The sequence below is a fragment of the Paenibacillus sp. AR247 genome (genome assembly GCF_002968895.1).
GTDB lineage: Bacteria > Bacillota > Bacilli > Paenibacillales > Paenibacillaceae > Paenibacillus_AQ > Paenibacillus_AQ favisporus.
Genome location: NZ_PCZT01000009.1, coordinates 390,325 through 402,113, shown reverse-complemented (window position 1 = coordinate 402,113; position 11,789 = coordinate 390,325). Strand labels below are relative to the sequence as shown.

Below are 11,789 nucleotides of genomic sequence, written 5' to 3'. Positions count from 1 at the left end.
CCTGAATGGCTTATCGAAATAGACGCTATCGTGATCTTCCCATAATGTTTAAGAAAAGAGGTTATTTGTATGAAATATGAAGTCATCCTTATCGGTGGCGGACCTGTCGGCATGATGTTAGCTGGAGAATTGGCATTAGCTGGTGTAAAGGTCTGCGTCATAGAGCGATTAAAAGAGACAACCCCATATTCACGTGCCCTTACCGTACATCCACGAACCCTTGAAATATTAGATATGCGTGGAGTGAAATCAAAATTAATCAGTAAAGGCCGCTTACTTTCGAGAGGACATTTTGCCGGATTAGATACTCCTTTGGATTTCTCTGTGTTGGATTCTTCTTCCAATCACACTCTCTTTTTACCGCAGAGTGAGACGGAGAAGGTGCTGGAGGAATGGGCTCTTAGCCTTGGCGCAGAAGTCTGGAGAGGGTTTGAGGCTCTATCTGTGCATCAGGATGAGGATGGGGTTGACGTTAAGATCGCCGGACCTAATGGAGAAACAACGTTAAGATCAGCTTATGTGGTAGGTACGGACGGAGCCAGAAGTTTGGTTCGCAAACATGCAAATATATCCTTTGAAGGTACAGACGCGACCTTCACGGCTATTTTGGGGGATGCTGTTCTATCTGATTTGGCTCCTATGAGTGTCATATCCCGAATAACAGAAAAAGGTTTGGTCAGCATCATGCCAATCAATGATCATATCTATCGTGTCTTAATTATCGACGTGAAAAGACGAAACATCTCTAAGGATAAGACCGTTACATTGGAAGAGTTTCGTTCTTCGCTCATCCGTACGACCGGAAGCGACCTGGGATTGAACGATGTGAAATGGATGTCCCGTTTTGGAAATGCTACGCGGCAGGCGGGAAGCTATCGGAATGGTCGATTGTTTTTAGCGGGAGATTCGGCGCACATTCATTTTCCGGCTGGTGGACAGGGAATGAACGTCGGCTTACAAGAAGCAATCAACTTAGGCTGGAAGCTAGCAGGAGCAATCAAAGGCTGGGCTCCGGACTGGCTATTGGACAGTTATCATACCGAACGTTTTCCATGGAATACGGCCTTGCTCCGGAATACCGAGGTCCAAACCTTGCTTCTGGACGTGACTCCACCCATCACGGAACTGCGAAGCATGTTGGCTGATCTGATTCAAATACCCGAGGCTAATTATCAAATCGCTGCTCAGATTTCCGCAATTGATGTACATTATGCTCCCGACGCCGAAGCCCCTTCCCATCCTTTAAACGGGAAACGGTTCAAAGATCTCCGCTTAAAACTGAAAGACGGGCAATGGATTAACACCTATCCGCTCCTACACAAAGGTACTTTTCTTCTGTTGCATTTCCATTCTAATGAACAGAATAGCGGCCCATGGGAAACGTATAGCAATCTTCAAGTATTACATGCATCTTTGGCTGAGGCAGACGCGGATTGGAACGACGTCCACACGGCACTTATTCGTCCGGATGGACATATTGCCTGGGCGATTTCTCTATCTGATCCGAATCCAATGCAAAAAATAAATGAAGGTATCACTCGCTGGTGCGGAGACATTACGGATTAGCCCTACATGCATCATAAATCTGCCGATTGAGACCCTGTCCCCCACTTCTTTAGGATAAAGCCACTCAGAACGGCGGGTTCTGACAAGAACATGTATCGTTTAAACAAAAAAAGACCGCTTTTACGCGGCTTTTTAATCGTGTATGTTCTTGTCGTTTTACTAACGCTTCGCCTGATTTACTTTAATTAAATACCTTTTTAACAAAGTCAATAAGCTTGGACTTTAAGGCATCACCGTGCTCTCCCTTGTGGTACATATCTGTTCCGTGATAGCCACTCTCATCCGCAATCAGCTCTTTATCCGCTGCTCCGGATGCTTGATATAATTTGCGCACTTCTTTTTCAATTGAGCCTCCATAATCGCCAGGTGAAAAAACAAACATGGATGGTGCTTTAATCTTCTCGACGCTTGGAATGGCATCATGGGGCCCACATTGTGCAGGAGAAGAAAGAATAATCAGCCCCTCAATAGGCAGCGCTTGACGAACGCCTGCAATAATTGCTGTACTACCGCCACATGATGCTCCTGCCAAAAACACTCTTTTTGCACCCAATCGTTTGAGTTCGCTTAAGGCAGCATCTGCATCACGATCTATATTCTGGTTATCCTCCGGAGTATTCTGTGAGGCACCATGATTGCGATATTCAGGAATAACAACCAGATATCCACTGTCAGCCAGCTCTGTTCCCAAGTCAAGAAAAGAACAAATGCTATAGCCTTGCTCGTGTGCAAGCAAGACTCCCTTATCTCCGCTGCCAAGCACAAGTGCCGACAGATATACCCCATCAATGGTTGCTAATGTAGTTGCTTTATTGCGTAGCTCATCAGGAACACAACTATTCACAAGATGCCCGTTAGAAGATTTCACCGAACGATCCGGCCAGGCAGGATCATAATTAATCGGTTTGTTTGTGGGTATGTTCTTCACTTCGGCAACGGGTGTTTCATTTACAGCATTTTCTATAGGCTTCGTATTTTGAGGTTGATCAGATAGAGATTGATTTTTATCTGGAGATATAGGCTTTTTAGTGGTGCATCCTGTAATCGTTACTAACAAAATGAGCAATACAAATACCATTTTTGTTCCTTTAAAAAAAACGTTCATAGATTTTCTACACCTCTAGCTATTACTTGTTGAAGGAACCCCCTGGATGCTGCGGATCAGTATTAGGACTCAAATAAAGCTTTGAACGTAGTAACTAAAAATAGGCGTACCATCTAAGTGATTACGCAGTTTATCTATTAATCCCAAACTCGTATTCTTGGAACCTGTGCAGTTCTTAAATAATCGAGCAATTGTCCGATATGAACTGATTCGTGGTAAGCGATTCTTAGTAACATGTCGCCTAAACTTCTCACGTAACCTACATCAGAACGATCAATATTAATGTTGGTGAGATCTTCTTCAGAAAATGACTTAACAGTCTCTAAGAAGTGATTTCTATATGGTTCTGCAAAATTTAATTCAGCAAGTACAGTGGAAAATGGTTGTTTTTCGAAAGGAGACTCGAATACTTCTAGACTTCCACGATTTTGAATAGCTAGATGGTAATAATGTTCACTTTCTAGAACATGCCTAATCATCTCTAAACAAGTCATTGCTTCGTCATCGGGTTTCCAATGTAGTTTTTCTTGAGGAATCGAAGTCCAAACCTTAATACTTCTTCTTCGTGTTTCATTGAAATTTAAAAGAATTAAATCAATTGATCTCATATTTAATCTCCTTTTATTGGTGTGTGTTAAATATACACAAAATGTATGCTCGATTAAAGGGAGCGATGTGCAGCCGACCAAAAAGCCAGCAGCCTCCAAGTGTTTTCAGTGAGCTAGCGGTTCCCGTTAGCGCAATAACTTCTGCGGTATATTATAGTGAAAAACCTGAGCACTGATATTGATGGATTTGTTTAAATCCTAGTCTTAGTGCTATCTTCTTAGAAGCTTCATTGCTCTGTGAACAATCCCAATAGCAGGTATATCCATTCTGGACGATATCGTTAACCACTAGACTTGCCAGATTACTTCCTACCCCTCTTTGATAATGCTGAGGAATTGTCTCAATTCCAACCGCATGCCTTTCCTTTGTGACAAAGCTAGAGTAACAAACACCGATCACTTCAGAATTTTCATTCGAAGGCAGCAGCCAAGCTTGAGGAGAAAAGGAAAAAACCAGCTTCCTCACAGAAGCTGGTTGGCTGCTATTTATACTCCATCGTCACGGTACCGGCATATTGGGGCACGTTCTCCTTGGACAAGTTCAGCGTCTGAACGTGGGTCGTCTTCGCCCCTACAGCCTGGAGAAACTTATCCTCCTTAGCGAAGAACAATCGTCCGAGTAGGCCGAGCGCCTTCGTGCTGTAGTGCATCGGAATCGCCACGGTCGCCTGCAATTGCCGCATCACCTGTGCCGCCTCCGCCCCGTCCAGCGTCATCCTTCCGCCCACGGGAACGAGGAGGACATCCACCGGGCCGATGGCGTTCGCTTGCTCCTCCGTTAGCAGATGACCCAGATCCCCGCAGTGACAGATCGTCAACCCGTCCATCCGGAAGCGGAACACGATGTTCGGGCCTCTTTTCTGACCGTTCACTTTGTCGTGGAACGTGCGGAAGCCGCTAATATCCACGTCTCCTACGCTGTACTCCTTCGGCTCGTTCACGACCAAGTAATCGCCTGAGGCGGCTTGAATCTTATTGTGATCGCCGTGATCGTGGGTCACAACTACGATGTCCGATTCGATCGGGACCGGCATGCGGTAGCCGAGGAACTTGTAGTAGGGATCAATAAGAATCCTGGTTCCGGCGTCCGAGGTGAACTGGAATGACGAATGGCCATACCACTTGATCTGCATGATTTGATGCGCTCCTTTCGTTTATCGGGTCGCGACTCCGGCCCCTTGTTCCCCAGCAACAGAAAGTATTTACATATCACTTTGGGGCGTTTTTAGCTTTGGCTGTGCATGCAATTTGTACCTTAAGCTTTGTTTCCGAGCTTTGTCTCTTGCTTTGTTCCTTGCTTTGTTTCTGAGCTTTGTTTCTGAGCTTTGTTTCTGAGCTTTGTTTCTGAGCTTTGTTTCTGAGCGTTATTCTAGCAATTTCTCCCTCTGCAGCTTACCGTACACTTTGAAGTAAACCCAAATGGCATTCATTAAGAGCAATGCGCCAGTGACAAGGAAAACATATCGGACGCCGAAATGCCCTGCGATTTGACCGCCAAGCACCGAACCGCCAAAGATGCCGAGATAGGCAGCCGACATATTCAATCCGAACACGCGACCTGTCAGATTGGACGGGGTGATCTTCTTCAGTAAGACGTTGACCGAAGGATTTAGCCCGCCTGCCGCCAATCCTAGCAGGAAGCGAAGCGCCATCAGTTCCCAAGGATTATGGATGAACGCCTGCGGGATGAACAATATACCTGCCACGATCAGAGTGAAGAGCATGATCTGATGTGCCCCGATCTTATCTGACAGCTTCCCCAACCGAGGAGCAGCAATGATATTAGCCAATCCCGAAGCCGAGAAAATCGCTCCTGAGATCAATGCGACGTGGCCCAGATGATGTGCGATTTGATCGACAAAGACCGTAAGCACCGGTTGGACCGAATATGTGGCGATCGACATTACGAAGTACGTAATGAACAAGGTGATCGTTAAGCTTGGCTGCGGAACTTGAGCCCAGACTTCCTTGAAGCTCGGCACCTTTTTTTCCGTACGGACGAACGTCTCTTTCACGAAGAATAAGGTCGTCAGGAAGGCGATGAACATGAAGCCACCCGTGATGTAAAAAATGTTCTGCATCCCGAAATGCTCTTCGATTAAGCCGCCGATCAACGGTCCGAGCAGGGAGCCCGCGATGTTGGCCGTTGATAGCGTGCCCAGAGCCCAACCCGAATGTTCCTTGCTCGTCTGGGTCGCGATCAGCGTCGTGCAGGCCGTGCCATAGCCCGTAATGACGCCTTGCAGCAACCTTAAACCGATCAGCCAGTAGACATTCGGCGCGAAGCCCATGCAGCCGATGACGATCGCCATGCCAAGGCTGGCTCTGAGCAACATAGGCTTGCGACCGTATTTGTCAGCCGCGCGTCCCCAGATTGGCGAGAATATGGCGGAGATAATATAAGTCACACCGAATGCGACGCCGGACAATTGGGAGATCCAGGATGCGTTCTCAACGCCTAGCTGCTTAATGAAGAGAGGCAAGACAGGCGCGATCTGGCTCATGCCAACACCCGTCATGAACATGCCGAACCAGCAGACCCATAAATTTCTTTTCCAAATCTCCATTACAAATACGCCTTCTTTACACCAAAGTATCGACCCACGCGTCTACCGTCACAACATCCGCCCGTTTGGTGAATACTTTCTCGAGCAGAACGCGGTGCACTTCTGGATCGGGATCGAAGCAAGCATCGGATAGAACGGTAAGCTGATAATCTTTGTCCGCTGCTTCCGTCAACGTCGACAGTACAACGCCGCTCGTGGAGATGCCGCTCAGAATAAGCTTGTTGATGCCCTTAGCGCGAAGAATCATCTCCAGATCGCTGCCGGTGAAGGCACTGATGCGCTTCTTGGTAACGATCGGCTCTCCTGGCTGAGGAGCCAGCTCCGGATGAATTTGCGTCGTCTCGTCGTTCAGCGTCATGCCGCCGTATTGAGCCGCTCTCGCGAACATTTGGTTCATCGGGCTGATCTCCGGATAGCCTTCGCGGAAGGCGACTCGCACGAAGATGACCGGAATGTTGTGATTGCGTGCCGCTTCTAGCGCCATCTTGTACGGGAACAGCGCTTGCTTGTCGCCGAGGTGCCCGGCAATAGCGTTCTGCAAGTCCATAACTAACAAGGCAGAATTGAATTGTGTCATTCGTTGAACACTCCTAGTCCATATGATATGATTAAGCGGAGAACCCTCCACTTCATATTAAGCGGAGATATCTCCACTTGTCAACCGTGACCGAAATCGAAATTCAAGGACGTGAGTGCAGATGAAAGAAACCGATACATCCCCCAGCCCGTTCCGAACGCCGCGACGCGGCGGCGAATCGTCAGCGCATCTTGGATGCGGCGCTTCGGCTGTTTGAACAGCATGGTGTAGAAGCCGTCAGCATGAACCAGATCGCATCGGAAGCTCAGGTCGGGCCCGGAACGCTCTATCGGCGATACAAGAACAAAAGTGAATTGTGCCTGGATTTGATCCGCGACAGCGCCGACCTTCTATTCGAAGAATACGAGTCCTACTTGGAGCAACACCACAAGGAGCCGGCGCAAGAGCAGTTGAAATATTTTATCCGATTGTTCATCCGGTTCCGGGAGAAGAAATCGCAGCTCTTGATCGGCGTCGAGGACTCCTCGCAGACAAATCGACCCAAGTCGCGGACAAGCAGCCCCATCTACATTGAGCTGAACAAAATTTTTGTGTCGTTATTCGATAAGATGGCGGCTTCCGAGACATTAAGTGCAGACAGTGACAGTGTTTTTAAAGCCGATATGCTCCAGATGTTGCTGAGCCGTGACTTCTATTCTATCCAAAGAGATGTCCGCGGCCTTTCGCCCGAGTCGATATTTGAACAGATCTGCTTCATTTTCCACTTGTGATAAAGACTCTTAAGAACCCTCCGAATAGCTCTCCCTATTAAACAACCCCTAGCGCTCGAACAGTTACGTTCAAGTCTAGGGGCAGTTTATCTAAAAGCTCGTATCCATTCCTTATTCATTTTCCTCAAAATATCAACCTGATTCGAGCGAAGACATTAACATCGACACGTCGATCAGCTCGCTGTTACGGAGTTCATCGCCCAAGCAGCAGCAGAAACTCTTTCGGTGCCTAATCGATAACATCGCTACAAGTGTGTATGCTCTTGGTATCTTACCTATACCGATTTTCACCCCAGAGTTCTAGTAATTTTCCCCGCGATAATACCGTTCAAGCTTTCGTTCCAAATGGACGAGCTGGTTTTTTTTCGCTTCAATGTCATCCAGCAGCTTTTGCTTCTGGTCTTGAATCAGTTGAATTCGTTCCGGAAGGGTCGAGGTACCCTCTTTGACCTTGTCGTAATACATTTTGATATCTTCCACACTCATTCCGGTTTCACGCAGACATTTGATAAACACCAGCCAATTCAACTCGTTCTCCGTATATAAACGGTTATTCTGCTCGCTGCGCGCAGCCGGCTCCAGCAATCCTTTTCTCTCGTAAAAACGGATCGCACCAATGTTGATTCCGACTGATTTCGCTACTTCTCCGATTGTAAGCATATAACCCCTCACTTATTAAAAATTTATGTTGACCTACACTAAGTGTAGCATAGTAACTTATAAATCAGGTAGCATAACCATTATACAGAAAGAGGGATTTGAGATGAAAAAAACCGCCTTCGTAACCGGAGCAAATAAAGGAATCGGATTTGAAATCGTTAAGCAGCTGAGTGAAGCCGGCTGGAAAGTCATTCTAGGCGCCCGCAGCACCGAACGCGGCGAAGCAGCCGTATCTGGGTTGACTTCCAAAGGACTGGACGTAGAATTTGTACAAGTAGACATGGAATCCTTAGAGTCTATTGAACAAGCTGCCAATACGATCAAACAAAACTATCCTGACTTGAGACTGCTGATTAACAACGCTGGCATGCCTGGTGCATTCTCCCGCTCGTTTATGGATACTAAAGAGGAGAATTTGCGAAACGCCTTTGAAGTTAACTTTTTCGGCACCTTCCGTTTGAACCAGCGTCTGTTCCCGTTGATCAAGAACAACGAAGGAACCATCATCAACGTCTCAACCGACATGGCCTCCTTGGATCATATGCAAAATGCGGAATCCACTCTAAACGCTTTTGATTATAATTCCTCCAAAACGGCAAACAATGCCATGACATTATCGATGGCTTATGAAGTTGAAACAGCGGCGCTCAAGTCTTTGCGGTAACGCCAGGGTTCACAACCACCGATCTCAACGGCAATGCCGCAGGCGGTAAATCCAAGGAAGCCGCTGCTGCCATTATCGTGGGTTATGCCATAGATGGCAAACGTCATAACGGCGAGTTTCTGGATGAGAAAGGCATTTACGCTTGGTAATCAACTTCTAAGCCTTGCGTTTAGCAGGCTCCTGGTCTAACACATGTAGTTCAAAGAAGGGAGATCCTAGAGGGATTTCCCTTCTTCGTATTATTTAGGATGCGGTTCTCCTCGTTATAAATTTTACTGGTTTCATTATCACATCCGGTTGACCTCCGGAAAGCGGCTATCCTCTCCTTTCATTAAGGTTCCGCCTTGATTTTTCAGATACATATCGAAGAAATCCAGCATATAGGCATTGATAACGGTGTTCGCTCTTTCCGGCGCCATTTCCCCTGTAATGCCCAGTATCTTAAAAATCGGAGAAATGAACTGTATGTCAGTAAAATTCAAATGCTCCGTATTCTCGATATAGAGGACTTGTCCCCCCTCCTCGACCGTTTCGCACATCCGTTCAAGCTCCACCTTTTTATCCGCCGCTACTTGATCCTCCCACTCTCTTGTTGACCCCATACGGTTTAGCTCTTCATCCGAGTAGACCCGATTGTTCATCACCGTTGTTAATTGTTCAAAATAGCTTTCCGAGTTGATGAATAAAAATGGCTTTCGCAGCCCCTCTTTGTCACGCAGACGATAAAGCCCTCCATCAAGGTCTATTCCTACCGCAATGCGCGGATCGTAAGCAGCATCATAGGCCGTCGCTCCGCCGATGGAATGACCGAGCATCCCGACATGACCGAGATCAATCCTCCCATGTAGTTGACTTGGAATCTGCCCCGATTGGATGAGCTCGAATTGGTTCAGCACAAAAGCCACATCGTCGGTTAACACTTTTCCCAACTTGTCGCGATTCTCTCTTTCCGTCGCGTAATCATGGTCGGGCGAGAATAAATTGTCGGTTGTGCTGGTCGTGATTCGACCGTCCGGAAACTCGGTTGCAAATGTATTGTAGGTGTGGTCGATCTCGGCTACGATATATCCGTGACTTGCGAGATTTTCGGCTTGCGACGTGTGGAGGAACCTGGAAGAGCCGTTGCCGGGATTCGCAAGGATCAGCGGGTATGATGTCTGTGCCGATGAGATTTCAGCCTCCGAATAGGCATGACTGGATACATACTTCAGGTGTTGAAATGTAAACCCGGGAAGGCCATAATTCGCAGCCATGTAACGTAAAATCGGGGTATCGGGAATAAAGGGAGCGTATTTGCCAGTACCTGCTTGAGCCGGATACCATACCTGGACCATCAACTCTCTCTTACGATCTCTAGCTTCGTCGAAAATCTCTTCCCTATTTGTATCCACGAGATGAAAAGTTTGCGTTCCTACCTTAAAATTGCCTGTCGGCTCGGGTAGGTTAAACACCGGGAAAGCATACATGAGACCCGCTGTGACGACCAGCATGATCACTATAGCGGTATAAACAGAACCCAACATGAATCGAGGGATTTTTCTGGGGCCTTTTTTATTAAAATAGCGATAACCTGAAATGGCTAAAAACATGATCGTAATACCATATGAGAACAGGAGCTGAACTCTGTATCCTTCCACCGTCCAATGAATGACCAGTACAAGTGTGGCGATCCCGCTTACAACGAATACTGGAGCTCTATGCCGTCCTTTTTTCAATAGGACTGTTAAGGCAAACAAGCCGATATTCGACAACAAAAGCAACAGTTCAAACAGCCTCATCTCGATTCCTCCTTTTAGAAAATCTCGGTTTTCGTTTGCTCCAATGTAATCCTGCGAGGCTGGCCTAAGCTATCGGCTTTCCTTACATCTCCCTTTCAATTTAGTAAGACGCTTACTGTCTACGCAATCATCCATACAAAACAAAAAAAGCCCCGATGATGAGTCGGGGTCAGTGTAAAAGCCCTGAATGTAAAGAGGTACTTGTTGCTCCTGCCTATTGCTGCGACTGCTCGCCCGGCACATTCACATGGAACGTAAACCCCGAACTTGTCCTTCACGATTCCGTACAGCGGGCTCCAATCCGTCTTCTGAAGCGGCATCTCCAATTGTCCACCGTCCTCGAGCGCGGCGAAAATCTCTCTTGCCCTGAACTCGTCGTCAGGATGAACGGCCTCCTTACTTTCTGTTCATCTAACGTTCCTCGTTCGCTTAATCTCCTATCATCTAAACTATAGTAGCACGGTAACCGGTTTTCTTACCTTTTTAACTGCCTCAATATAGCCGTCAAAATAATATGGAATCTCATCTTCTTTACCGTTCTGGATTCTGCCTTTAACTTTATCAAATGCAAATATAGAAATTGAATAATCAGGCTCACCGGTAACCAAAACAGGTTGGTCTCTATCCTGTACCCAATAGTACTGGCCTCCATAATTCCTTCTTGCCACTTCAAAGATGTAACTTCCCGCCATAGATGAAACAGAATTCAATGCGTCGTTATCTAGTTTGTAATCACATAACTCTTCGAGAATATCGTCTAGTATCCGTAGACTTTGAATACTAAAATCAAAATGACCCCGATCCGAAAAATTTTCCGCAAAGCTCTCCGCTGTTGAAATGATGTCTTGTTCTAATCGATTTTTCATAAACTCTATTATCTTTTCCTCCTTGTTCACTCTGCTTCAAAAGTATGGGCAGATAATCTTAGATGATGTATTTCGAGAAAGTCATCACGCTATCCTGCCCGTTAGCGTAACTCCTGCTGTGCAGATATAGCGATGTAACTCCATCTACGCGAACATCAGCTTATCCCTGGCACAAAAAAGCGTATGTCATTTGAGCGGTTATGATATAATTGACCTGTTTTTTTACATTTTTTCTAACTTGGAGGCGTAGCGTATCATGCGGCAATACAATTTAGCAATGGTACAACATTTAGGGGAAAGCGCATCATTGACCCTATAAACTGCGATGCCCCTTCATTCAAAGGGGTTATATTCAAGTGCAACTCAGAAACGAAGTTCAAGTGTCGCGATTCATCCTGTGGTTGAGCATTTTGACGTTTTTCAGTGTCATGAACGAGACGATGTTTAACGTATCGTTACCGGAAATCGCCACTTTTTCCACATCGCACCTTCAGCTGCAAATTGGACCAACACCTGCTTTTCAATTTCTTTCGCTATTGGCGTCGCCGTGTATGGCAAAATATCAGAGCATGCAGGCATTCGGAAGCTGCTATTGTTCGGTATGCTAACCTACGGTTTCGGTTCGTTACTCGGCCTTGGTTGGGTTATGAATGGTATCCGTGCGTGC

The 11,789-nt window shown here is 46.6% G+C and carries 13 protein-coding genes and 1 pseudogene; 3 read left to right on the top strand and 11 right to left on the bottom strand.

Going from position 1 to position 11,789, the window contains the following annotated elements; translation table 11 throughout:
- The first annotated feature begins 69 nt into the window (after positions 1–69).
- Positions 70–1,566: a monooxygenase gene (locus CPT76_RS09825; protein WP_105442791.1), complete on the top strand. Its 1,497-nt coding sequence runs from the start codon at positions 70–72 to the stop codon at positions 1,564–1,566.
- A 181-nt stretch (positions 1,567–1,747) separates the two neighbouring features.
- Here the strand turns inward: CPT76_RS09825 and CPT76_RS09820 are convergent, their stop codons facing one another.
- From CPT76_RS09820 to CPT76_RS39305, 7 genes are all read right to left on the bottom strand, one after another.
- A complete protein-coding gene (locus tag CPT76_RS09820) occupies positions 1,748–2,671 on the bottom strand; it encodes an alpha/beta hydrolase (RefSeq protein ID WP_105442790.1) in 924 nt (307 codons plus the stop codon).
- A 137-nt stretch (positions 2,672–2,808) separates the two neighbouring features.
- Positions 2,809–3,279 (bottom strand): DinB family protein, encoded by a 471-nt coding sequence (locus CPT76_RS09815; protein WP_105442789.1) that lies wholly within the window; start codon positions 3,277–3,279, stop codon positions 2,809–2,811.
- Between the two features lie 151 nt (positions 3,280–3,430).
- Entirely contained in the window at positions 3,431–3,745 is a 315-nt protein-coding gene (locus tag CPT76_RS41975) for a GNAT family N-acetyltransferase (protein WP_181152767.1), read from the bottom strand.
- A gap of 16 nt (positions 3,746–3,761) precedes the next feature.
- On the bottom strand, positions 3,762–4,412 hold the full coding sequence (locus tag CPT76_RS09805) for an MBL fold metallo-hydrolase (protein ID WP_105442787.1): 651 nt from the start codon (positions 4,410–4,412) through the stop codon (positions 3,762–3,764).
- A gap of 231 nt (positions 4,413–4,643) precedes the next feature.
- Positions 4,644–5,846 carry a multidrug efflux MFS transporter gene (locus CPT76_RS09800; RefSeq protein WP_105442786.1) on the bottom strand — a complete coding sequence of 401 codons (1,203 nt, stop codon included), beginning with the start codon at positions 5,844–5,846 and terminating at the stop codon, positions 4,644–4,646.
- A 16-nt stretch (positions 5,847–5,862) separates the two neighbouring features.
- Complete coding sequence (locus CPT76_RS09795) at positions 5,863–6,423, bottom strand: cysteine hydrolase family protein (RefSeq protein ID WP_105442785.1); 561 nt, start codon at positions 6,421–6,423, stop codon at positions 5,863–5,865.
- A gap of 80 nt (positions 6,424–6,503) precedes the next feature.
- Positions 6,504–6,647, bottom strand: a complete 144-nt coding sequence (locus CPT76_RS39305) for a hypothetical protein (RefSeq protein WP_258168249.1) — start codon at positions 6,645–6,647, stop codon at positions 6,504–6,506.
- Between the two features lie 18 nt (positions 6,648–6,665).
- Between CPT76_RS39305 and CPT76_RS09790 the strand changes: the two genes are divergently transcribed.
- Positions 6,666–7,154: a TetR/AcrR family transcriptional regulator gene (locus tag CPT76_RS09790; RefSeq protein ID WP_258168248.1), complete on the top strand. Its 489-nt coding sequence runs from the start codon at positions 6,666–6,668 to the stop codon at positions 7,152–7,154.
- Between the two features lie 300 nt (positions 7,155–7,454).
- Here CPT76_RS09790 and CPT76_RS09785 read toward each other — a convergent pair whose 3' ends face one another.
- Positions 7,455–7,814 (bottom strand): MerR family transcriptional regulator, encoded by a 360-nt coding sequence (locus CPT76_RS09785; RefSeq protein ID WP_105442783.1) that lies wholly within the window; start codon positions 7,812–7,814, stop codon positions 7,455–7,457.
- A gap of 103 nt (positions 7,815–7,917) precedes the next feature.
- Here CPT76_RS09785 and CPT76_RS09780 point away from each other — a divergent pair, with 103 nt between their 5' ends.
- Positions 7,918–8,478, top strand: a complete 561-nt coding sequence (locus CPT76_RS09780; protein ID WP_258168246.1) for an SDR family NAD(P)-dependent oxidoreductase — start codon at positions 7,918–7,920, stop codon at positions 8,476–8,478.
- 287 nt (positions 8,479–8,765) lie between these two features.
- Here CPT76_RS09780 and CPT76_RS09775 read toward each other — a convergent pair whose 3' ends face one another.
- The 3 genes and pseudogenes from CPT76_RS09775 to CPT76_RS09770 all read right to left on the bottom strand — a co-directional run bounded on the left by CPT76_RS09775 (position 8,766) and on the right by CPT76_RS09770 (position 11,152).
- Positions 8,766–10,256 (bottom strand): alpha/beta hydrolase family protein, encoded by a 1,491-nt coding sequence (locus tag CPT76_RS09775; protein ID WP_105442782.1) that lies wholly within the window; start codon positions 10,254–10,256, stop codon positions 8,766–8,768.
- A gap of 214 nt (positions 10,257–10,470) precedes the next feature.
- Positions 10,471–10,648, bottom strand: a pseudogene (locus CPT76_RS39300) (VOC family protein); the annotation flags it as partial.
- Positions 10,649–10,705: 57 nt separating this feature from the next.
- Positions 10,706–11,152, bottom strand: a complete 447-nt coding sequence (locus tag CPT76_RS09770) for a hypothetical protein (RefSeq protein WP_219845397.1) — start codon at positions 11,150–11,152, stop codon at positions 10,706–10,708.
- Between the last annotated feature and the right edge of the window lie 637 nt (positions 11,153–11,789).

What these genes read in the sequence shown, in the direction of transcription:
- CPT76_RS09780 (WP_258168246.1), top strand. Translation starts at nt 7,918, where the DNA reads ATGAAAAAAACCGCCTTCGTAACCGGAGCAAATAAAGGAATCGGATTT.
- CPT76_RS09805 (WP_105442787.1), bottom strand. Translation starts at nt 4,412, where the DNA reads ATGCAGATCAAGTGGTATGGCCATTCGTCATTCCAGTTCACCTCGGAC.
- CPT76_RS39305 (WP_258168249.1), bottom strand. Translation starts at nt 6,647, where the DNA reads ATGCTGTTCAAACAGCCGAAGCGCCGCATCCAAGATGCGCTGACGATT.
- CPT76_RS09790 (WP_258168248.1), top strand. Translation starts at nt 6,666, where the DNA reads ATGAACCAGATCGCATCGGAAGCTCAGGTCGGGCCCGGAACGCTCTAT.
- CPT76_RS09820 (WP_105442790.1), bottom strand. Translation starts at nt 2,671, where the DNA reads ATGAACGTTTTTTTTAAAGGAACAAAAATGGTATTTGTATTGCTCATT.
- CPT76_RS09795 (WP_105442785.1), bottom strand. Translation starts at nt 6,423, where the DNA reads ATGACACAATTCAATTCTGCCTTGTTAGTTATGGACTTGCAGAACGCT.
- CPT76_RS09800 (WP_105442786.1), bottom strand. Translation starts at nt 5,846, where the DNA reads ATGGAGATTTGGAAAAGAAATTTATGGGTCTGCTGGTTCGGCATGTTC.
- CPT76_RS09815 (WP_105442789.1), bottom strand. Translation starts at nt 3,279, where the DNA reads ATGAGATCAATTGATTTAATTCTTTTAAATTTCAATGAAACACGAAGA.
- CPT76_RS09785 (WP_105442783.1), bottom strand. Translation starts at nt 7,814, where the DNA reads ATGCTTACAATCGGAGAAGTAGCGAAATCAGTCGGAATCAACATTGGT.
- CPT76_RS09775 (WP_105442782.1), bottom strand. Translation starts at nt 10,256, where the DNA reads ATGAGGCTGTTTGAACTGTTGCTTTTGTTGTCGAATATCGGCTTGTTT.
- CPT76_RS09825 (WP_105442791.1), top strand. Translation starts at nt 70, where the DNA reads ATGAAATATGAAGTCATCCTTATCGGTGGCGGACCTGTCGGCATGATG.